Genomic DNA, 21,417 nt, shown 5'->3' on the forward strand with positions numbered 1-21,417 from the left:
GGTGACCTGGGGTTGCGCGCCCGAGGTGGTGCTGACGCTCACGGCGGAGCCGAACGAGACCGTCGCGCTGAATCCGGAGGCACCCGGCGGAGCATCGCCCTCGCCGGTGGACTGCGCGCCCTCCCGCCCGGGCTCGGATGTGCCCGGCGCAGAGTGCTTTCCATGCGGGGGCGGCTCGTCACCGACGCCGGTCTCGGTGCGACCGACACCGGCGTCGTCCGAGCCTTCGAGCAGGCCGCGCAGGATCACCCAGAGTGCCGCCGAATCGGTCAGCGACTCCGCCTCGAGCAGCGACGGCGAATCGAACTGCACGGCAACGGCGGTGAGAGCATGCCGCCAATCCGGAATCGCACCGTTGTGGCTGAAGGCCCAGCGGCCGTGGGTGAACGGTGCGCACGCGGCGCGCTCCACCGGCATGCCGACCGTCGCGGATCGGATAGCGGCCAGCACCGCCGTCGAACGCAGTTGCGGCAACACCTCATCCACCGCCGGGTCGGTCCAGATCGGCTCGGCATTGCGGTAGCGGCTGGCCGACATCGGGGCGAGCGGGGGCGCGCCCGCAGCGCTGTCCGGCTGCGCCCCGGCGACAGTCGCGGCTTCCTCGCGACCGGCGGCGCCGGTCGGGTCCCGCCACCGGCCGCCACTCGTCCCGGCCGGTTCCTCGCCGGGTGGCTGGGCGTCGGCCGGGGCGGGGCGCATGCCGCCGTGCCAGGTGACGCCGGGGCCGTGGTCCGGCGGGGCGGCCGGGGTCCACCAGGCGACGCCGAAGCCGTCGGCGTTGATGGTGCCGCCGCCGCGCATGTCCTCGGGGGCCCAGGATTGGGTGCGCAGGGAGTGCGGGCCGCGGGTGAGGAGTTCGCCGACGGAGGCGGGTGGGCCCAGGTAGCCGAGGTGGCGGCACATCAGAGTTCGTCCGATCGCAGGTCGCGGGCCAGGCGGAAGCCGGAGAAGATCTGGCGGCGGATGGGGTGGTCCCAGTTGCGGAAGGTGCCGCGGGCGGCGACCTGGTCGGCGCCGAAGGAGCCGCCGCGCAGGACGCGGTAGTCGCCGCCGAAGAAGACTTCCGAGTACTCCCGGTAGGGGAAGGCGCGGAAGCCCGGGTAGGGCTCGAATCCGGAGGCGGTCCATTCCCAGACGTCGCCGATCAGCTGGTGGACGCCGTGCGGGGAGGCGCCCGCCGGGTAGGCGCCCGCGTCGGCCGGTTCCAGGTGGCGCTGGCCGAGATTCGCGGTGTGGGCGTCGGGGTCGGCGTCGCCCCAGGGATAGCGGCGGGAGCGGCCGGTGGCGGGGTCGAAGCGGGCCGCCTTCTCCCATTCGGCCTCGGTGGGCAGGCGTTTACCCGCCCAGGCGGCGTACGCCTCGGCCTCGAACCAGCAGACGTGCACCACCGGCTGCCGCGGGCGCAGCGGCTGCATGGTGCCGAAAACCCGCCGCCACCAACGACCGCCGCCGTCCTGCTCCCAGAATTGCGGCGACACCAGCCCGGCTTCGACGCGGTGCGCCCAGCCCCGGTCCGACCACAGCTCCGGGCGGTCGTAGCCGCCGTCGGCCATGAAGGCCAGGTACTGCTCGTTGGTGATGGGCGCGGCGTCGATGGCGAAGCCGGGCACGTGCACCGGATGCGCGGGCCGCTCATTGTCGAGGGCCCACGGATCGGTATCGGTGCCCATGACGAATTCGCCCGCGGGAATGACGACTTCACCGTGCACGGGCGCGGCCGGAGCGGGCGGGGGCGGCGCGGCCAGCACCGCCTCCCCCGTGCGCAGCTGGTGCGTGGCCAGCATGGTCTCGTCGTGCTGCTGTTCGTGCTGGGCGATCATGCCGAAGGCGAAGCCGCCCGACACCAGCTCGTCACCGCGAAGCGGGCTGCGCTCCAGCACATCCCACACCTTCTCCCGCACCGTGCCCACATACTCGCGGGCCTGCACCGGATTCAGCAGCGGCAGCGCGGGCCGATCCGCCCGCGCGTGCTTGAACGCGTCGTAGAGGTGGTCGATGTCCTCCCGCACCGGTTCCCGCCCGCCCACATCGCGAACCAGCCACAGCTCCTCCTGGTTCCCGATATGCGCCAGATCCCACACCAGCGGGCTCATGATGCGCGAATGCTGCGCCACCAGCTCGGCCTCGTCGAGGCATTCGGTGAGCCCGGCGGTGCGCCGCCGCGCCCGCTCGAGCGTCTCCCCGATCCGCGCCCGCAGCCGCTCCGTCTCGGCGCGATCGACCCCCTGTAAATGCTGAACAGTCATGACAGAACTCCGAATTCGAGAAAGTGAACGGGCAGCGCGGCACGCCCGAGGGCACCCGTCCCGCGACGGGAGGTGCCCAGCGGGCGCCGGGAGCTCATCCCAGACCCCCGGGCTCACCGTCGTCCGGTGGCGCGCTGCCGCGGCGACATCGCTCCGCGGCGGCCGCCAATTCCGCTGCGGCGCCGGGTGTTCCGGCATGCGCGGCGGCCAGTTCGAGCAGCTCGACCGCGGCCGCGCGGATCTCCGGATCGGCCAGCCCGCGACAGGCGGCCTCCGACCAGCGCCCGGAGGTCTCCGCCGCCAGCGCAGTGGCCTCGGCGACCACGGCGGGCGTGGACATGAGAGCGGACACGGCGTGCACCGGAACGGTCCACGCCTCACCCGGCTGGGCGTCGAGATAGCGGACTTCCAGGTGCCCGGCGGCGCGCACCGGCGGGAAGACCGTGGTCAGGTGATAGTCGAGATCGGTGTGATCGGGTCGGCGGGGAATCTCGTCGTCGAGCGCACCGCACAGCCAATCGGCGAAGGTCGCGCCGGGCGGAGCCGTCCAATCCGCACCGTCGCCGCGCACGCACAGCAGCGGTACCTCCAGCGCCCACCGGGCGTACCCGGTAATGGGATCGGACCAGTCGTGCACGGGCGGCCGGGTCCGCAGGTGATCGAGCCGCAGCCAGGTGCGCATGCGCTGGGAGGCCCACGCGCCGGGCGGGGCGCCGTGCAGCCCCGGGGAACAGGCGAAGGCCGCCAGCAGCGCGGGACCGATGGCGTACAGGGCGGTCCAGCGGGCCGTGATCTCCGCGGCGTCTGCGCCGGCATCCACGCTCACCTGGGTGGCGGCGGTATTGCACATCATGAGCGTGCCGAACGGGCCGATCCCGGCGAAGGATCGTTCCATGGCGGAGTAGCGCGGTAGCTGGAGCAGGCGCTGGGCCGGCCGCGAATCATCAGCGGCGGCGGAAAAGGTTCGGATGGCGCGGGATTCGAGGAGTTCCCGCAGGCGAATCGCGTCGGTGCGCAGATTCTCGCAGAGTTCGGCGGCCGCGCCGAACGGGGCAGAGGACAATTCGATCTGCCCGCCGGGTTCGATGGTGACCCGGCTGCCTCCCGGCAGGGCGACCGCCGGGGAATCGGGGGATATCGACCGTGGTGCGTGGGGCCCCAGTGCGCTCGCCAACTCGGTCAGGTCGGGGCGCGGGGCGGACACCGAACGCTCTCCTTGCGCGGTGAGCCACTCGAGTTCGGCGCCGATCAGTTGCGGTGGGCCCTGCTTGAAACAGACTTTTCCGACATAAGCCTCGGCCGCGGCGCGGGACGAGAACTCACCGGTCGGGGCCTTCGCGACGTGGCCATTGCGCTCACCGGCGCGATGCGCATCGGGTGCGGCAACTCGCGGCAACTCGGTGGGGGACGCCGTGACAGCCATGCCAACCTCCCTCTCCTGGAAATCGGCGGCCGCTGGCACGACGCCGACCAAACCAGCGTAGCCATACCCACCGACACGAAATCTGACGAAATGAAGAACACACCAACACGTATGGTCGATTCCATGCTGAACATCGCAGGTCTGCGCGCCGATACCCCCGGCTGCGCGAACCAGGTATTTCTCGACAGCGCGGGCTCGTCGCTGCCGCCGCGGATCGTGGTCGACACCGCCGTCGCGCATCTGCGCCGGGAGGCGGAGATCGGCGGCTACCGCGCGGCGAACGAGCGGCTCGACGATCTGGACGCGGTCAAGACCGCCATCGGCGAACTCATCAATGCCGATGCCGCGGGCATCGCGCTCAGCGACAGCGCCAGCCGCTCGTGGTCCGATTTCTTCTATTCGGTGCCATTGGGCCCCGGCGACCGCATTCTCATCTCCGGCGCGGACTACGCCAGCAATGCCATCGCCGCCCTGCAGCGCGCCCGCCGGACCGGCGCGACCGTCGAGGCCATTCCCAGCGACGGCAGCGGCCAGCTCGATCTGGACGCGCTCGAAGCCATGCTCGACGACCGCGTGAAGATCGTGTCGCTACTGCATGTTCCGACCAATGGCGGCCTGGTCAACCCGGTCGCCGAGGCGGCCCGCATCGCCCGCCGCGCGGGTGCGCTGACCCTGCTCGACGCCTGCCAGTCCACCGGACAACTGCCCCTGGACGTCGCCGAACTCGGGGTGGACGCGCTGTCGGCCACCGGCCGCAAGTGGCTACGCGGCCCGCGCGGCACCGGTTTCCTTTACGTCCGACCCGAACTCGCCGTCACCCTCGAACCCGGCCGTCTCGACCTGCACAGCGCGCAGTGGACCGGTCCGCAGGACTACGCCCTCGCCCCCGACGCCTCCCGCTTCGAATTCTGGGAATGCGATGTCGCCGGCCGCCTCGGCCTCGGCGCGGCCGTGCGCTACCTGCTCGACCTCGGCCCGGCGCAGGTCTACGCGGCCATTGCCGAGCGCGCCGAATACCTGCGCAAGGCCCTGCCGGAGATCCCCGGCGTGACCGTGCGCGATCGCGGCACCCAGCACGCGGGCATCGTCTCCTTCACCGTGGACGGCGTGTCCGGCATCGAGGTGCGCGACCGCCTGGCCGCCCAGGCCATCACCGTGACGGTCAGCCACCGCTCCTCCACCCTGCTGGATATGACGGCCCGCGAGCTGGACTCGGTCGTGCGCGCCTCCCCGCACTGCTTCGTGGACTTCGACGATCTGGACCGCTTCATCACCGCCGTCGCCGGACTCCGCTGACGCCGGCACGCGCGGATACGGGGCGGCCGGTCCGCCGGAAAGGGCTACCGGACACGCGCGGTGGCGGGATAGTTGAGGTGCAGGGCAGCGTGTGAGGAGTCGACCGTGAGCCGCTTCACCGACGAAATGTATGCGACCGCGCGCACATCCGTGCGCGGGCTGGTGACCGGCGAACCGGACGCGCCGAAACGGCAGACCTGGGGCGAGATTCACCGGATCGCGCGCCGCATGGCGGGCGGGCTGGCGGCGGCCGGCATCGGGCACGGGGACGCGGTGGGCGTACTGGCCGGAATGCCGGTCGACATCGCCCCGGCCTGCCAGGCCGTGTGGATGCGCGGGGCCTCCATCACCATGCTGCATCAGCCCACACCGCGCACGGACCTGATGATGTGGGCGCGCGACACCGAGACCGTGCTGCACATGATCGAGGCGCGAGCCGTGATCCTGGGCGCACCGTTCGAGGCGGCCGAGCCCTTGCTGATCGAGCGCGGCATCACGGTCATCACCATCGATTCCATGCGCGCGGGCGCGGACACCGATCCGCTGGAGACCGGCGAGGACGATATCGCCCTGCTGCAGTTGACATCCGGCTCGACCGGGTCGCCCAAGGCGGTGCGGATCACGCACGGGAATTTCTACGTCAATGCCTACGCCATGTTCGATCGGGTGAAATATCAGCTCGACGACGATGTGATGATCAGCTGGCTGCCGCTGTTCCACGATATGGGGATGGTCGGATTCCTCACCGTGCCCATGCAATTCGGCGCGGAGGTGGTGTGCGTGACGCCGCTGGACTTCCTCATGCGGCCGATACTGTGGGCCGAGCTCATCTCGAAATATCGCGGCACCGTCACGGCCGCACCGAATTTCGCGTATTCGCTACTGGCGCGCAAACTGCGCAATGCCGATGACGGCGCCGTCGATCTGAGCAGCGTGCGCTACATGTGGAACGGCGCGGAACCGGTGGACGCCGACACCATGGAGGCCATGGCCGCCGCCGGACAGCGCTTCGGGCTGAACCCGATGGCCCTGACGCCGGTCTACGGCATGGCCGAAACCACCTTGGCCGTCTCGGTTCCCGATCCCGGACTCGGGCAGGTGCTGGATTACGTCGACGCGGACCTGCTCGAAGCCATCGGCAAGGCGGTGCGGGTGCGCGATCCCGCACACCACCACGGCACGGTGCGGCGGCTGCCGACGCTCGGCTATCTGGTCGACAATCTGGAGGGCCGCATTGTCGACGCCGACCGCAATCCGCTGCCGGTGCGCTCGGTCGGCGTGATCGAATTACGCGGCCCGGCGGTCACTTCCGGCTATGTGACGGTGGACGGCTTCCGCAGCGCGGTGGATTCCGAGGGCTGGCTGGACACCGGTGATATCGGCTATTTCACCGAGGACGGCTTGGTGGTGGTGTGCGGCCGCATCAAGGACGTCATCATCATGGGCGGACGCAATATCTTCCCCACCGATATCGAACGAGCGGCCTTGCGCGTCAAGGGAGTCCGGCCCGGAAACGCGGTCGCCGTCCGCCTGGACGCCGGGCAGAAACGCGAGAGTTTCGCGGTGGTCGTGGAAAGCAACGACCACCAGAATCTCGACGAGGTGAAACGCATCGAGCACGATGTCGTGCACGCGGTCTTCTCGGAAGTCGGCGTGCGCCCGCGCAGCGTGACCGTGCTCGGCCCGGGCGCGCTCCCGAAGACCTCCTCCGGCAAGCTGCGGCGATCCGCGACCGCCGCGCACCTGTCCTGAATACGACTTCGCCCCCGCCGCGAATGCGGCGGGGGCGAAGTCGGAACAGCTCAGTGCAGTTGATTCTGCGCGGGTTCCAAGCCCACGCGCAGCAACAACTCGACCGCGTCCGCGGCCTGCTCGACGATGACCGGCAGTTCCTTGCGCTCCGGCGCGGCGAACGGCTTCAGCACATAGTCGGCGGGATCCTGCCGGCCCGGCGGACGCCCGATGCCGAACCGGACCCGCAGGTAGTCCTTGGTGGTCAGCGCCTGCGACATGGAGCGCAGGCCATTGTGCCCACCCTCGCCGCCGCCCTGCTTGAGCCGGATGGTGCCGAAGGGCAGATCCAATTCGTCGTGCACGGCGATGATGTCGCTCGCGGGCACGGAGAAGAACTTCGCCAGCGCGGCAACCGGTCGCCCGGACAGGTTCATATAGCTGCGCGGCTTGGCGATGAGCACCTTGCGCCCGTCCAGGCGCGCCTCCAGGAGATCGGCGCCCGACTTCTTGTGCACGGTGAAGCGGCCGCCGACGCGCTCCGCGAGCACATCGGCGACCATGAACCCGACATTGTGCCGGGTGCGCTCGTATTCGGTTCCGGGATTCCCCAGTCCGACCACCAGCGCGGGCCCGGCATCGGTCCCGGTCATCGCGGTGACTTCTGCTGAAAGTCGTTGCGGGAGGCCGAATTACTCGGCGGCTTCCGCGGCGGCCTCGCCCTCGGCCTCTTCCTCGGCGGCGGCGGCCGGGGCGGCGATGATGTTGACGATCAGCGCCTCCGCGTCACCGGCCAGGGTGACGCCCTTCGGCAGCTCGATGGCGCCGGCGGTGATCTGGGTGCCCGGCTCGGCGCCCTCGATGGAGACCTCGATGGCCTCGGGCAGCTTCAGCGCGTCGGCCTCGACGGACAGGGTGGTGGCCTCCTGGGTGACCAGGGTGCCGGAGCCGGCCTCGCCGACCAGGGTGATGTGCACATCGGCGGTGACGCGCTCGCCGCGGCGGATGATCAGCAGGTCGGCGTGCTCGATGTAGCGGCGCAGCGGGTGGACGACGACCGACTTGGTCATGGCCAGCTGCTTCTTGCCGTTGATGTCCAGGTTCAGGATGGCGTTGGTGCCGTGCGCGCGCAGGATGGCGGCGAAGGCCTTGGCGTCGACGGCCAGGTGCTGCGGCTCTTCGTTGTGGCCGTAGAGCACGGCGGGCACGTTGCCGTCGCGGCGGGTCCGACGCGCGGCACCCTTACCGAACTCGGTGCGTACGGTGGCGTCGAGAAGGTTGGCGTCGGACATGACTGTCTACTCCTGGGGCTCGTCCGGGCTGTATCAGCGGGTGTGCCAGGGGTACTGGTGCCGCCCTGGCTGTGTTGGTCTTCTCGTCAGGCGAGAACCGAACATGGGACGGCCCGAAGCCGAGCCGCGTCGATCACGGTGGACAACTGGGTGTCGCACCCTCGCCGAGACAACCCGAGAACCTTAACACGCACCCGATTCCCCCTTGAAATCGGACCCCCCGTGCACTAATGCGCGCCGGTCTTGAAGGTGGCCGCGTAGCAGTCCACGTACGGGCGGCCGGAACGGCGCACGATATCGGCCATCAGGTCATCGGTGGCGCGGCGGACGGCCTGCTGATCGGCGGGCCGGAAGTAGCGGGGGCGGCCGAAGGAGATCCGCACCTTGGCCGGGCGCAGAAAGCGGCGGTTACGGGGATTGACGCGATCGGTGCCGGACAGCACCACCGGGACCACCGGCGCGCCGGTGTGCATGGCGACCCGGATGACGCCGGTGCGGCCGCGATAGATCCGGCCGTCCGGGGAGCGGGTGCCCTCGGGGTGGATGCCCCACATGCCGCCGTTCTCCAGGATTCGGATCGCCGCCGCCAGTGAATCGGATCCGGCGCTGCCGCCGGAGCGGTCGACCGGGACCTGCCCGGTGGCGTTCATGACCCAGCGATTGATGCGGCCGCGCACGCCGCCCTCGGTGAAGTACTCCTGCTTGGCGATGAAGGTGAGGCGGCGCGGCAGCACCAGGCACAGGTAGAGGGAGTCGACCACGGCCAGGTGATTGGCCGCGATGATCACCGGGCCGTCCTTGGGAACATGCTGGAGTCCTTCGATTCTCGGCCGCCCGAGCAGCCGCAATATCGGACCGACCAGCACGTACTTCAAGAACCAGTACGACACGAAAACCCTCCCCGGAGAAGAACGTACGGACATTGCTACCCGAGCCCGGCACTGCCGTCGACCCACGCTGCAGCAGCACACAGCACCGTGCCGGGTGCCGTTCGCCTCGTTTAGGCTGGTAGCCGGGACGATCACCGCAGCAAGCGAGGACGGAAATCGATGACCGCGACACTACCGGCGTGGATGTATCCGCCGAGGCCGACCGGATGGGAAGCGGACGACCTCGACCGGATCCCCGACCTGCCCCGCCACACCGAGTTGATCGACGGAGCGCTGATCTTCATGATGTCTCCCCAGCGGTCGTGGCACGACCGCGTGGTCCGACGGCTGGCCGCGGCTGTGGAGGACCAGGCGCCGGACGGTCACACCGTGGAGGCGCAGATGACGGTGAAGCTCAGCAAAAGCAGCCGGCCGGAACCCGACGTGGTCGCCGCGGTGGTTCCGTACGACCCGAATCGGACCTGCTTCCTTCCGGAGCAAGTCGCTCTGGTGGTCGAGGTCGTCTCGGATGAGTCGCAGGAGCGCGATCGCGAAACCAAGCCGTTCAAGTACGCACGCGCGGGCATTCGGCATTACTGGCGCATCGAGGATGAAGGCGGCATTCCGGCCGTTCACTCCTACGAACTCGATGACACGACTCGTTCCTATGTCCCCACCGGAATCCATCGCGGCCGACTCGTGCTGACCGTGCCATTCTCGATCGAGATCGACCTGAGCGCGCTCGCGCGCTGAACCTGCGCGAAGCCTGGCCGATCACGCTCGGGGCCAGCGGACCGGCTGGTTGGGCGATGCCGCGTGTCGCGTAGCCTGGACCGGTTGCCTCGTCTGCAAAAGGAGTCCCCCGTGAGTTCCCCGACCACCAACGCGACCACCGCATCCGGGCTGGCCGACGAGGTGGCGCGGCGGCGCACCTTCGCGGTGATCTCGCATCCGGACGCCGGTAAGTCGACGCTCACCGAGGCCCTGGCGCTGCACGCCAAGGTCATCTCCGAGGCCGGCGCGGTGCACGGCAAGGGCGGCCGCAAGGCCACCGTCTCCGACTGGATGGAGATGGAGAAGGCCCGCGGCATCTCGGTCAGCTCGACGGCGCTGCAGTTCGAATACGGGGACTGCGTGATCAATCTGGTCGACACCCCCGGACACTCCGACTTCTCCGAGGACACCTACCGGGTGCTCACCGCCGTCGACGCGGCGGTCATGCTCATCGACGCCGCCAAGGGCCTGGAACCGCAGACGCTCAAGCTCTTTCAGGTGGCGCGCGACCGCGGCATCCCGGTGATCACCGTCATCAACAAATGGGACCGACCCGGTCAGGCGCCGCTGGAACTGCTCGACGAGATCGTCGAGCGCATCGGCCTCACCCCGACCCCGCTGTTCCTGCCGGTCGGCATCGCCGGTGACTTCCGCGGCCTGCTGCGCCGCGGCGAGGAGGGCGCGCCCACCGAATACATCCATTTCACCCGCACCGCGGGCGGCGCGACCATCGCGCCCGAGGAGCACTACACCCCCGAGCAGGCCGCAGAACGCGAAGGCGACGCCTGGACCACCGCCGCCGAGGAGAGCGAATTGCTCTCCGCCGCAGGCCAGGACCACGACCAGGAACTCTTCCTGGCCGGCCACACCTCCCCGGTCATCTACGCCTCCGCCATGCTGAACTTCGGCGTCCGGCAGATCCTAGACACCCTCGTCGAACTCGCCCCCGCGCCGCGGCCCCGCAAAGACATCAACGGCACCCCCCGCGAGACCACCGACCCCTTCAGCGCGGTCATCTTCAAGGTGCAGGCCGGCATGGACTCCGCCCACCGCGACCGCCTCGCCTTCATGCGCATCGTCTCCGGCGAATTCGAGCGCGGCATGGTCGTCACCCACGCCCAGACCGGCCGCCCCTTCGCCACCAAATACGCGCTGACCGTCTTCGGCCGTGAACGCTCCACCGTCGACACGGCCTACCCGGGCGATGTCGTCGGCCTGGTCAACGCCACCGCGCTAGCCCCCGGCCACACCCTGTTCGTGGACAAGAAGGTGCAGTTCCCGCCCATCCCGTCCTTCGCCCCCGAGCACTTCGCCACCCTGCGCGCCCAGAGCCAGGGCAAATACAAGCAGTTCCGTAAGGCCATCGAACAGCTGGATTCCGAAGGGGTCGTGCAGATCCTGCGGAATGACACCCGCGGCGACGCCACCCCCGTCCTGGCCGCGGTCGGGCCCATGCAGTTCGAAGTCATGACCGCCCGCATGCTCGGCGAGTACAACGTCGAAACCCAGCTGGATCACCTTCCGTACCAGCTGGCCCGCCGCACCGACGCCGCCTCGGCCGCCGAACTCAACCGGCAGCGTGGGGTTGAGGTCTTCACTCGTACGGATGGGGCGCTCTTGGCGCTTTTCAGCGACAAGTGGCGGTTGCAATACATCCAGAAGGAAATGCCTGAGCTGACGCTCGAGCTGCTGGTGGCGGGTACGGAGTAGGTGGGGAGCGGTTTCCTACCAGGGACGCTCGTGGCTGTGTTTAATTTGCCTCCGCTTCGCTCCGGCGGGGTTCGGGGCCTGGAGGTCTCGATTTTTCCCTCCCTCCGCGCACGCCGGAGCTCCTCCGCTTCGCTCCCCCGCTCCGACGCACGCTCCACTCAGTCCAAAATCGAGACGGCCCCGAACCCACACAGTTGATGCACCAGCTGTCGTCCCTGCCGTTTATTGACAGTTCGCCTGCGGCGGACATCTGGGATGAGGACACGCTGGGAACCGGACGGGCTGGGGACCCGGACCGGCGCTCGGCTTCACCGGGCGGCCCGCTCGCGGCTATCCGGGTCGCGGGCCCGGCCCTCCACTTGGGGGTTTGGGGGCTTGCCCCCAAATTTCTCCTTCTTTTAGGGGGTGTGGGGGCGAAGCCCCCGCGATCAACCCATCGTCCCCGTGGCATCGGGAGGCAGGGGCTCGGTGCGTGGCGTGTCTGCGGGGTCGCGGGCTATCAGCCCCCAGCGGCTGCTGGTCAAACGCAGGCTCGGTAAGTCCGAGAGGGATAGCACCACTTCGTAGGTGCGCTCGTAGCCGGTGTGGGCGATTCGCCATTGGCCGTCGGAGCACTTCACGTACTGGTCGGAGTAGAAGGCTGCGCCGCGCAGGAGCATGTTGTGGCCGGGGATGAGCACGGTATCGGCCAGGTACCAGGTTCCGGTGGCATTGTCGCCGTCGACGTCGATTTCCGGGTGGTCGCAGCGGTGTTCGGTGATGACGTGCGGACCGAGGGTGTTGCGCATGAAGGCGAGGAAGGCGTCGCGCGATTCGAATTGGAGGTACTCGCTGTAGGTGGCGGTCGCCTCCGGAATCATGGTGTCGGCGAACTCCTCCCACGACTTGGTGTCGAGGGCACGCAGATACCGGAACTTCAGCCGGCTGATCGCGGCGACCGCATCGGAATCCATACCATCCACAATCCCATCAGGTATGCGGAATCCTTTGCCGATTGAGGCAGATTTGTACCGTATCGCTATCAGCCAGGTACGCCCGCGCCCCGATTCGGGCGGGGGTGCGGGGCGCCGGGCCGGTCGGTCAGCCGTTGATGCTGAAGCAGGTCTTGCAGAAGTCCTCGCCGAACTCGGTCAGCCGCAAGCTCTTTCGCACGATCTTGGGCACCCGCCCGGCCTTCTTCAGGGCCTGCTCCACCACCGGCTGCACCTCCAGCACCATGTACCGCGACAGCACCACCGGATCATCGGAGGTCATGGTGAGCCCGAGCCGGCTGAGGTTGATCAGGTAGTGCCGCGACCGGTCCGGGTAGCGCACGCCCGCCTGCTCCGGCACCGAGGTCAGATCGCCCTGCACCAGCTCGGAGCCGATGCCCAGGGGGCGATTGGTGCGCACGTCGACCGACGGCTGCGGGCCGTTCAGGGCCATGAACCGCAGGATGCGCGCCTCATCGGGCGCGAGCTGATCGAGGATGCGGTCGTAGGCGGGATGCACATCCTCGGTGAAGTACACATCGGCCGAGCGCGCGAGCAGCGCGTCGCCGCGGCGGCGCAGTTCATCGCTGGTGGCCGAGCGCACCAGGCTCGCCGACGCGATGGCCTGCTGCCCGGACGTGCCGTTCATCGGAGTCGGCACATAGCTGACGATCTCGCGCACCGACCCCTCGGTGACGCCGAGTGCACTGCGCGCGATGGACCGCAGCGCCGCCCCCGTGCGCTCCGCGATATCGGCCGACGATTCCCCGTCCAACGCCGCCTGAGTCAGCTGTTTGGTGATCTCGAAACTGGTGCCGACCGCCCACTCGGTACCGCGGACAGCGGTACCGACGGCCAGCCCGGCGGCCCGGAAGGCGCCGCGGATCAGCCGAGCCTCATTGCTGATCTGCCGCTTCTCCACATCCGAGCTGCGTTCCACGGCACGGGAACCCGGACGCACAACTTCCTGTCCGGTCCTGTCGTCTGCCACGTCGTCTCCGAATATCGCCAGGTGAACTAACCGTCCACAGATTATGCCGCCGACAGATCCGAGGCACGCCGAACCCGGCAAGACCCGCCCGCATGACCCCCCACCCCCCGTATCGCCGCCGATATGGATGTGGTCCCCGCCATTCTCGTGGTCCCATCGTGGGATCGGAACATCAGGATGAAGCAGTGTGACCGAGATCTCCGACCCAGACACCACTGGACTCGATTCCTGAACTCACAGTAAGGTCCGGGATGCCGATGGGGTGTGTACGCCGGCGGCAGTACCGGTGCAGGGTCGGCAGGAGGGTGTCGTGCTAGAGAGCGTCTTCGGAGTTCACCCGACAATTGTGCTGGAATTGATCACAATTCCCTTGTTCACCGGCGTGATCGGCTACATCACCAACTGGACCGGCGTGCTGATGCTGTTCAAACCGATCGGTTTCCACGGCATCCGGGTTCCGGGACTCGCGGCCCTGTTTCCGTACTTGCCCAAACGAATTCAAGTGCTACCGCTGCTCCAGTACGACGGGCGCATGGGCTGGCAGGGGATCGTGCCCTCACGTGCGGACAAGATGGCGTCCATCGCGGTGGACAAAGGACTCGCGAAACTCGGCAACGTCGGGGACTTCTTTCGCGAACTCGGGCCGGACAAGCTCGCCGAGCATTTCACCGAAACCGCGGAACTACAGATTCGCGACATCGTCGAAGACATCCTGAAGCGCGAGCATCCGCAGCTCTGGTACAACCTGCCCAGCGGGGTCCGCGAGATGGTGCATCAGCGAGTCAAGGAGCAACTCCCCGATATTCTCCGGGAACTCACCGAGGAAATCGGCAACAACATCGATCAACTGGTCGACGTGAAGCAGATGGTCATTCGCTACTTCCAGGCGCGGCCGCAGTTGCTGAACAGCCTGTTCCAGGTGCTGGGACAGAAGGAACTGCGGTTCATGCAGAATTTCGGCTTCTACTTCGGCGCGCCCATGGGCCTGGTGCTGGTCGGCATCCTGCACTGGACCGGATGGTCGGCGCTGCTGGTGCTGCCGCTGGGCGGGGTGATCATCGGCTGGGTGGTGAACTGGGTCGGCATCAACCTGATCTTCGTGCCCGCCTATCCCAAGTGGTGGTGCCCGTGGCGGCAGGGGCTGCTGGTGAAGCGGCAGTCGGAGATCACCGAGGGGTACGCGGACATGGTCTCCACCCAGGTCATGACCATCGCCAATATCGGCGACGAGATGCTCAACGGCCCGCGCTCGGACCGCACCATCCAGATGCTGGAGGACACCCTGCGGCCCGCCGCTGACCGGGCGCTGGGACCGGCCCGCGGCGCGGTCAAATTCATGCTGGGCGGGCGCGAATACGACTCGCTGCAGGCGTCTTTCACCGCCGAGGCCAAGAACATCGCGCCCATCGCCTTCGCCGACCCGGCCTTCAACGCCCAGCAGGGCAAGCAGGTCTCGGAGTTCATCGCCAAACAAATGTCGGCGCTGGAGCCGCCGGACTTCGTGGACATGCTGCGATCGGCCATCAAACAAGACGAATGGCTTTTGTTCGTCCATGGCGGCGTGCTGGGGCTCTTCGCCGGTTACGCTCACATCCTGATCTTCGGCACAGGAGTGGCAACGACATGGATATGACCGAAACCGACTCGGGCGACGACGATCCCGTCGATACCTCGACCGAGCTGGCGCTGCGCGAGCCCGCACCGCTGCCGGTGCCGGTCTCGGAGCGGACGCCCGGTCGGTCTTCGGCAGCCCTGACCGGAACCGTGCGCACCGCGACCGGCGTTGCGCGCGTGGCCGTATCGGCCGCGGTGGAGGCCGGCTTCTGGAGCCTGCGCACCACCCTCGGCGTCACCTCGGTGGTCCTGCGCGGCAGTATGACCGGCCAGGCCCCGCGCGACATCCTCTCCGAAGCCGGTGCGCAGGTGCGGCATTCGGTCCGCGAGGCGCTCGGCGTCACCGCCCCGGTCAGTACGGCCGCCGCCGCGCCGGAACCCTGCTCCCCCACCGATCTCCGTGCCCGCGGCGCCGAATTGCTGCGCCGCTCCGCCGATTTCCAGTCCGAGGACGACACTCACCTGCATCCCGCCTACGCCCGCATCCTGGGCGAGCTGGCGCCGGACGAGGCCCGCATCATCCGCTTCCTCTATCTGGACGGTCCGCAGCCGCTGCTGGCCGTCCGCACCGGCCGCACCAGCAGCCGGGGCGAATTCACGCTGCTGGGCGAGGACGCGGGGCTGCGCTATCCCAATCGCGTCGAGGAGTACCTCACCAATCTCGACCGCCTCGGCCTCACCGATATCGCCCGCGAACCGCTCGGCAATCCGAACCGGTACCAGCTGCTGGAGGCGCTGCCCGAGGTGCGCCGATTACTCAAGCGCACCTCGTTCGGCACGAAAGTGCTCTACCGCACCATCGAATTGACCTCGTTCGGCGCGGGATTCGTGCGGACCTGCCTGCCGGTGCCGGTGCTGGATCAAGGGACGCTCGAACAGCACGGCTGATCCGGATCAGGCGTTGTCGGCCAGTTCCAGCCAGCGCTCCTCGGCGGCTTCCTTCTCGGCCTGCACCTGCTTGAGCTCCGCGCCCAGGGTGATGAGCTTGTCCGGGTCGGTGGCGGCCTCGGCGAGCTTGGCGTGCAGCTTCTCCTCGCGCTCGGTGAGCTTCTCGATGGCGCGCTCCAGCTTGGCCAGCTCCTTGCGCGCCGCCCGGTAGGCGGCCGAATCCGTGGCGGGGGCGGCGGTGTTCGCGGCCGGGGCGGCCTTGGCGGCGGCGCCGGACTTCGCCGCGATGAGCGCGGTGCGCTTCTTCAGGTACTCCTCGATGCCGCCGGGCAGGTTGGTGAGCTTGCCGTCGCCGAACAGCGCCCAGGTGGAGTCGCAGATGCGCTCGATGAGGTAGCGGTCGTGGGAGATGACCACGAGGGTGCCCGCCCAGTTGTCGAGCAGGTCCTCCAGCTGCTGCAGCGTGTCGATGTCCAGGTCGTTGGTGGGCTCGTCGAGGAGCAGGACATTGGGCTCGCTCATGAGGATCCGGGTCAGCTGCAGGCGGCGGCGTTCGCCACCGGAGAGATCGCCGACCGGGGTGCGCTGCTTGGCGGGGGTGAAGCCCAAGCGCTCGGCCAGCTGGCTGGCGGTGATCTCCTTGTCGCCGAGCATGGTTCGCTGGGCCACGTCCTGAACGGCTTCCAGCACACGCATATCCAGGGGCAGATCGTCGAGTTCCTGCCGGAGCCAGCCGATCTTGACGGTCTGTCCCTGAATGCGCTTGCCGGACTTCAGCTCCGCGTCACCGGCCAGGGCGCGCAGCAGCGTGGTCTTGCCGGAGCCGTTCACGCCGACCAGGCCGACCCGTTCGCCGGGGGCGAGCCGCCAGGTCAGGTCCTTCACCAGCTCGCGGCCGTCCGGCGTGGCGAGGGTGGTGTCCTCGAGCTCGATCACCACGCGGCCCAGGCGTTTCCGGGCGAAGGAGGCCAGCGAGACCGAGTCGCGCGGCTCGGGGACATTGGCGATGAGCGCCTCGGCGGCCTCGATGCGGTAGCGCGGCTTGGAGGTGCGGGCGGGCGCGCCGCGGCGCAGCCAGGCCAGCTCCTTGCGGGCCAGGTTCTGGCGGCGGGCCTCGCTGGCATCGGCCTGGCGGGCGCGTTCGGCGCGCGCGAAGATCCAGTCGTTGTAGCCGCCCTCGTAGGTCTCCACCTTGCCGCCCTGGACCTCCCAGGTGCGGGTGGCGACGGTATCGAGGAACCAGCGGTCGTGGGTGACGACCACCAGGGCGCTGCGGCGGGAGAGCAGGTGCTCGGCCAGCCACTGCACGCCCTCGACATCGAGGTGGTTGGTGGGCTCGTCGAGCACGAGCAGATCGAGCTCGCGCACCAGGGCGGCGGCCAGTGCGGTGCGGCGGCGTTCACCGCCGGAGAGGTTGGCGACGGGGGTGTCCATGCCGAGGTCGGCGATGCCGATGCCCTCGACGATCGAGCGGATGCGCTGGTTCGAGGCCCACTCGTGCTCGGCCACGCCATCGGTCATGGCGTCGGCGGCCAGACCGGCCAGCACCACCTCGCCGACGGTCGCGCCGTCCGGCAGCACGCCGCGCTGGGTGACCACGGCCATCCGGAGTCCGCCGACCCGGCTGACCCGGCCGCTGTCCGGCTGTTCGAGTCCGGTCAGCACCTCCAGCAGCGTGGTCTTGCCGCCGCCGTTCAGACCCACGACCCCGATCCGCTCACCCTCCTGCACGCCGAGGGAGACGTTGTCCAGCAGCGGTTTGATGCCGAAGCTCTTATTGACCGCTTCAAGGTTGATCAGGTTGGCCATGGGTCCTCTGTAGTCGATGCTTTCCCAGGCAAAACGAAGATGCTTGCCCTGAGCAAGCGTACCGATCGCCGAGGATCACCCCCGATCCGCTCGGCCGGGAGCAGCCGCGGGCGCGCGGCTCAGCGCTTCGGGGTATCGGGCGTATCGCTGATCACCCGCGCGCCGGGGACCGGGCCGTGGGCGGTACGGACGCTGCGGCACACGCCCGCGCCGGAGAGCTCGGCGGCGACGGCCACCGCGGATTCCGCACTGTCGCAGAGGAAGGCGCAGGTGGGTCCGGAGCCGGAGACGATGCCGGCCAGCGCTCCGGCCGAGACGCCCGCGCGCAGGGTGCGCCGCAGTTCCGGCTTCAGCGACAGCGCGGCGGCTTGCAGATCATTGCCGAGCAAGGGCGCCAGCTGTTTCGCGTCACCGGAGGCCAGGGCCTGCATGAGGTCCTCGGGGCTGCCCAGGCGCGGCGGGTCGCCGGCTGCGCGCAGGCGATCGAGTTCGCGGAAGACGGCGGGGGTGGACAGACCGCCCTTGGCTAGGGCGAGCACCCAGTGGAAGGTGTTGCGGGACAACACCGGCAGCAGCTTCTCGCCGCGACCGCGGCCCAGTGCGGTGCCGCCGTGCAGGGCGAAGGGGACGTCGCTGCCGAGTTCGGCTGCGATATCGGACAATTCAGTGCGGCCCAGGCCCAGTTCCCACAGATCGTTGAGGCCCACCAGCGCCGCCGCGGCATCGGCGCTGCCGCCCGCCATGCCGCCCGCCACCGGAATGCCTTTGGCAATGGCGATTTCCACCAGCGGCGCCCGCCCGCCGAGCGGCGCCAACCGCACGGCGGCCTGCCACACCAGGTTGCCGCGATCGGTCGGCACCTGATCGGCGCTCTCGCCGGACACCTTCACCGTGAGGGAGGCGGCCGGCGAGATCCGCAGATCGTCACTGAGCGAGAGCGCTTGGAAAACCGTGGTGAGGTCGTGGTATCCGTCGTCGCGGAGATCGCCCACCCCGAGGTGCAGGTTCACCTTGGAGGGCGCGCGCACGACGACGGGACTGGGCACAACTGACAGCACGGCCCAAGCCTAATCGGGGAAGCCCGCTCCCGGGGTGCTCGGGGGCCGCGCCCCCGAACGCCTTTCAGAGCAGCGCGCCGCCGGTGGCGTCGATCCACTGACCGGTGACCCAGCGCGAATCCTCGGAGGCCAGGAAGGCGACGATGTCGGCGACATCGGCGGGGCCGGCGACGCGGCGCAGCGGGGAGTACTCGGTGACCGCGGCCCAGGTCGCGTCATTGCGCAGCCAGCCGGCGTTCATATCGGTGTCGATGACTCCGGGGGCGACGGCATTGACGGTGATGCCGCGGGCGCCGACCTCCTTGGCGAGGGTCGCGGTGAAGACGTCGATCGCGCCCTTGGTCATGGAGTAGGCGATCAGTTCCGGCATGTGCGAGCCCCGGGTGAGGCCGGTGGAGACGTTCACGATGCGGCCGTTGTCGCGAATCCGGTCCAGGCCCAGCTTGGTGACGAAGAACGGGGCCTTGGTGTTGACGGCGAAGACGCGGTCGAATTCGGCCTCCTCGGTACCCCCGATGGGTTCCCGGACACCGTCGATGCCGGCGTTGTTGACCAGGATGTCGAGCCCGTCGGCGTGGGCGTCGAAGGCGGCCCACAGCGCCTCGGCGTCACCGGGCACGCCCAGCGGGGCCTGAATGGCGAAGGCCGAGCCGCCCGCGGCCTCGATCGCGGTGACCGTCTCCTTCGCGGCGGCGGTATTGCCGTTGTAGTGCACGCCGACGCGCGCGCCGTCGCGGCCGAGTCGTTCCGCGATGGCCCGGCCGATGCCGCGTCCGCTGCCCGTGACCAGTGCCGTCTTGCCGGTGAGTGCGCCCATGAGCCCGCTCCATTTCTCTAGTGATCGTTACAGAAGGGACCGTAGCACATTATTTAGCGAGCGCTATAAAATTGCAGGTATGGCCACTCCCACCCGGGGCCGTCCCCGGTCCTTCGATCGAGATACCGCGCTGGACAAGGCATTACGGCTGTTCTGGCGCAAGGGGTACGAGGCGACCTCGATTGCCGACCTCACCGCCGAGCTCGGTATCGGGGCGCCGAGCCTGTACGCGGCCTTCGGGGACAAGAAGACGCTGTTCGACGAGATCATCGATCTCTACGGCGGGCGCTACGGCGGTTTCGCCGGGCGCGCGCTCGCCGAGGAGCCGACCGGTATCGCGGCCATCCGGCGCACCCTGCGCGAGGCGGCCGTGGAGTACACCCAGCCCGGTCAGCCCAATGGCTGCATGATCATCAGCGCCGGGCTGAACACCACCAATGCCGAGGTGGCGGCCCGGCTCGAGGAGATGCGCAACAACAATGTGGCCGCCTTCGAGCAGGCGCTGCGGGCCGACGTCGCCGCCGGGGCACTGCCCGCCGACACCGATGCGCGGGCGCTGGCGCGCTTCACCGCCTCGATGATGCAGGGCATGTCACAGTCCGCCCGTGACGGGGCGAGCCGCGAGGATCTGGAAAGGGTCGCCGAACTGGCACTTCGGGCCCTGCCGCGGCCCACGGCCCCCCGCGACTGAGTTCGACGGGGTCGCGACGGGGGAATTCCTCCGGCGAACCACTTGCGCCAGGTACCCATGGGGGGTATGTTTCTCGGTGTCGGGGATACCCCCGCACCGTATCAACCGCGAGAAGGAGTCGACATGGCCACCAGCACCTACACCGTCACCGGAATGACCTGCGGCCACTGCGTCGGGTCGGTCAAGAAGGAGATCGGCAAGATCGATGGCGTCACCAGTGTCGACGTGGACCTCGCCAGCGGGCTGGTCAAGGTCGAGTCCAGCGCCCCGATCGCCGATGCCGATGTGACCGCCGCCGTGGACGAAGCGGGATACCAGGTGGTGGGCTGAATGAACGATCGACTGAAGTTCGCCGCGTTCGGCGGCGGACTGGTCGTATTGTTCGGGGCCGCGCTCGGCATCGGCGCCCTGGTGGGCGACCCGACCGAGCCGGCTCCGGCCACGACCACCGCGCATGGCGAACCCGCCGCCACCGAGGCGGCGCCCGGACTGCTCGACAGCGAGTCCGGCTACCGCCTCGGCGAGATCACCGCCCCGGCGGCCCCGAATCAGCAAGGCGCGCTCCGGTTCCAGATCCAGGGACCGCAGGGCGCGGTCACGAAGTACAACACCCTGCACGACAAGAACCTGCACCTGATCGTGGTGCGTTCGGATGCGAGCCAGTTCCGGCACGTGCATCCCGAACTCGCCGCGGACGGCACCTGGTCCATCGACTGGAAGTGGGCCGAGCCCGGCGATTACCGGGTCTTCGCCGACTTCTCCCCCGCCGGCGGTCCGGGTGAACTCACCCTGAGCCGGATCGTCACCGTGGCGGGAAGCGTTGCGGCCAAGCCGCTTCCGGTTCCGTCGAAGACCGCCGAGGTGGACGGCTACCAGGTCACCCTCACCGGCGATCTGACCACCGCGGGCAGCGAGCTGAAGTTCACCGTCACCCGCGACGGCAAGCCGGTCACCGATCTCCAGCCCTACCTGGGCGCGTACGCGCACCTGGTGGCGCTGCGGGCGAGCGATCTCGCCTACCTGCACGTGCACCCCGAAGGCGCGGTCGGCAAGACCCCGCCCGGGCCGGACGTCGCCTTCCACGCGCAGGCGCCGAGCGACGGCCGGTACCGCCTGTACCTGGACTTCCAGCACGGCGGCAAGGTGCACACCGCGGAATTCACCAATGAGACGACCACTGCCGCACCGGTATCCAGTGAGCCGGGCGGGCACGGAGAGCACGGAGGAGGTCACTGAC

The 21,417-nt window shown here is 69.0% G+C and carries 19 protein-coding genes and 1 pseudogene; 9 read left to right on the top strand and 11 right to left on the bottom strand.

Annotation, left to right across the window (positions count from 1 at the left end):
- Positions 1-750: 750 nt before the first annotated feature.
- From ACYQ5L_RS34165 to egtA, 3 genes and pseudogenes are all read right to left on the bottom strand, one after another.
- Positions 751-903 (bottom strand): annotated as a pseudogene (locus tag ACYQ5L_RS34165) (ergothioneine biosynthesis protein EgtC); the annotation flags it as partial.
- Positions 903-2,246 carry an ergothioneine biosynthesis protein EgtB gene (egtB, locus tag ACYQ5L_RS34170; protein WP_459962326.1) on the bottom strand — a complete coding sequence of 448 codons (1,344 nt, stop codon included), beginning with the start codon at positions 2,244-2,246 and terminating at the stop codon, positions 903-905. The pseudogene ACYQ5L_RS34165 and the gene egtB, both read right to left, overlap by 1 nt.
- A 94-nt stretch (positions 2,247-2,340) precedes the next feature.
- A complete protein-coding gene (gene egtA / locus ACYQ5L_RS34175; protein WP_459962327.1) occupies positions 2,341-3,669 on the bottom strand; it encodes an ergothioneine biosynthesis glutamate--cysteine ligase EgtA in 1,329 nt (442 codons plus the stop codon).
- Positions 3,670-3,792: 123 nt separating this feature from the next.
- Here egtA and ACYQ5L_RS34180 point away from each other — a divergent pair, with 123 nt between their 5' ends.
- Together ACYQ5L_RS34180 and ACYQ5L_RS34185 are read left to right on the top strand one after the other, a co-directional pair.
- Complete coding sequence (locus ACYQ5L_RS34180) at positions 3,793-4,965, top strand: aminotransferase class V-fold PLP-dependent enzyme (RefSeq protein WP_459962329.1); 1,173 nt, start codon at positions 3,793-3,795, stop codon at positions 4,963-4,965.
- A 105-nt stretch (positions 4,966-5,070) separates the two neighbouring features.
- Entirely contained in the window at positions 5,071-6,717 is a 1,647-nt protein-coding gene (locus ACYQ5L_RS34185; RefSeq protein ID WP_459962331.1) for a fatty acyl-AMP ligase, read from the top strand.
- A 50-nt stretch (positions 6,718-6,767) separates the two neighbouring features.
- Here the strand turns inward: ACYQ5L_RS34185 and pth are convergent, their stop codons facing one another.
- The 3 genes from pth to ACYQ5L_RS34200 form a co-directional block, all read right to left on the bottom strand.
- Positions 6,768-7,349, bottom strand: coding sequence for an aminoacyl-tRNA hydrolase (pth, locus tag ACYQ5L_RS34190; RefSeq protein WP_459962332.1), 582 nt, complete (start codon positions 7,347-7,349; stop codon positions 6,768-6,770).
- Positions 7,350-7,388: 39 nt separating this feature from the next.
- Entirely contained in the window at positions 7,389-7,988 is a 600-nt protein-coding gene (locus ACYQ5L_RS34195) for a 50S ribosomal protein L25/general stress protein Ctc (protein WP_459962333.1), read from the bottom strand.
- A 227-nt stretch (positions 7,989-8,215) separates the two neighbouring features.
- Positions 8,216-8,878: a lysophospholipid acyltransferase family protein gene (locus tag ACYQ5L_RS34200; RefSeq protein WP_459962334.1), complete on the bottom strand. Its 663-nt coding sequence runs from the start codon at positions 8,876-8,878 to the stop codon at positions 8,216-8,218.
- Positions 8,879-9,037: 159 nt separating this feature from the next.
- On the opposite strand from ACYQ5L_RS34200, the gene ACYQ5L_RS34205 reads away from it, so the two are divergent.
- Together ACYQ5L_RS34205 and ACYQ5L_RS34210 are read left to right on the top strand one after the other, a co-directional pair.
- A complete protein-coding gene (locus ACYQ5L_RS34205) occupies positions 9,038-9,610 on the top strand; it encodes a Uma2 family endonuclease (RefSeq protein WP_459962335.1) in 573 nt (190 codons plus the stop codon).
- Positions 9,611-9,721: 111 nt separating this feature from the next.
- On the top strand, positions 9,722-11,341 hold the full coding sequence (locus tag ACYQ5L_RS34210) for a peptide chain release factor 3 (RefSeq protein WP_459962336.1): 1,620 nt from the start codon (positions 9,722-9,724) through the stop codon (positions 11,339-11,341).
- 428 nt (positions 11,342-11,769) lie between these two features.
- Here ACYQ5L_RS34210 and ACYQ5L_RS34215 read toward each other — a convergent pair whose 3' ends face one another.
- Both ACYQ5L_RS34215 and ACYQ5L_RS34220 read right to left on the bottom strand, forming a co-directional pair.
- A complete protein-coding gene (locus ACYQ5L_RS34215) occupies positions 11,770-12,294 on the bottom strand; it encodes a nuclear transport factor 2 family protein (RefSeq protein ID WP_379196398.1) in 525 nt (174 codons plus the stop codon).
- A gap of 127 nt (positions 12,295-12,421) precedes the next feature.
- A complete protein-coding gene (locus ACYQ5L_RS34220; RefSeq protein ID WP_459962337.1) occupies positions 12,422-13,303 on the bottom strand; it encodes an Abi-alpha family protein in 882 nt (293 codons plus the stop codon).
- Between the two features lie 310 nt (positions 13,304-13,613).
- Here ACYQ5L_RS34220 and ACYQ5L_RS34225 point away from each other — a divergent pair, with 310 nt between their 5' ends.
- Together ACYQ5L_RS34225 and ACYQ5L_RS34230 are read left to right on the top strand one after the other, a co-directional pair.
- Complete coding sequence (locus ACYQ5L_RS34225) at positions 13,614-14,936, top strand: DUF445 domain-containing protein (protein WP_459962338.1); 1,323 nt, start codon at positions 13,614-13,616, stop codon at positions 14,934-14,936.
- Positions 14,933-15,805 carry an Abi-alpha family protein gene (locus tag ACYQ5L_RS34230; RefSeq protein WP_459962339.1) on the top strand — a complete coding sequence of 291 codons (873 nt, stop codon included), beginning with the start codon at positions 14,933-14,935 and terminating at the stop codon, positions 15,803-15,805. The genes ACYQ5L_RS34225 and ACYQ5L_RS34230 overlap by 4 nt, the downstream gene beginning before the upstream one ends.
- A gap of 6 nt (positions 15,806-15,811) precedes the next feature.
- Here the strand turns inward: ACYQ5L_RS34230 and ACYQ5L_RS34235 are convergent, their stop codons facing one another.
- The 3 genes from ACYQ5L_RS34235 to ACYQ5L_RS34245 form a co-directional block, all read right to left on the bottom strand.
- Positions 15,812-17,614, bottom strand: coding sequence for an ABC-F family ATP-binding cassette domain-containing protein (locus ACYQ5L_RS34235; protein WP_459962340.1), 1,803 nt, complete (start codon positions 17,612-17,614; stop codon positions 15,812-15,814).
- Between the two features lie 119 nt (positions 17,615-17,733).
- Positions 17,734-18,672, bottom strand: coding sequence for a 4-(cytidine 5'-diphospho)-2-C-methyl-D-erythritol kinase (locus tag ACYQ5L_RS34240; protein ID WP_459962341.1), 939 nt, complete (start codon positions 18,670-18,672; stop codon positions 17,734-17,736).
- Positions 18,673-18,736: 64 nt separating this feature from the next.
- Entirely contained in the window at positions 18,737-19,489 is a 753-nt protein-coding gene (locus ACYQ5L_RS34245; protein ID WP_459962342.1) for an SDR family oxidoreductase, read from the bottom strand.
- Positions 19,490-19,568: 79 nt separating this feature from the next.
- Between ACYQ5L_RS34245 and ACYQ5L_RS34250 the strand changes: the two genes are divergently transcribed.
- The 3 genes from ACYQ5L_RS34250 (at position 19,569) to ACYQ5L_RS34260 (ending at position 21,416) form a co-directional block, all read left to right on the top strand.
- Positions 19,569-20,180, top strand: coding sequence for a TetR/AcrR family transcriptional regulator (locus tag ACYQ5L_RS34250; RefSeq protein WP_459962343.1), 612 nt, complete (start codon positions 19,569-19,571; stop codon positions 20,178-20,180).
- 123 nt (positions 20,181-20,303) lie between these two features.
- Positions 20,304-20,510 carry a heavy-metal-associated domain-containing protein gene (locus tag ACYQ5L_RS34255; RefSeq protein WP_379196413.1) on the top strand — a complete coding sequence of 69 codons (207 nt, stop codon included), beginning with the start codon at positions 20,304-20,306 and terminating at the stop codon, positions 20,508-20,510.
- On the top strand, positions 20,511-21,416 hold the full coding sequence (locus ACYQ5L_RS34260; protein WP_459962344.1) for a hypothetical protein: 906 nt from the start codon (positions 20,511-20,513) through the stop codon (positions 21,414-21,416).
- The last annotated feature ends 1 nt before the right edge of the window (position 21,417 follow it).

This window comes from Nocardia sp. IFM 10818 (genome assembly GCF_054655275.1).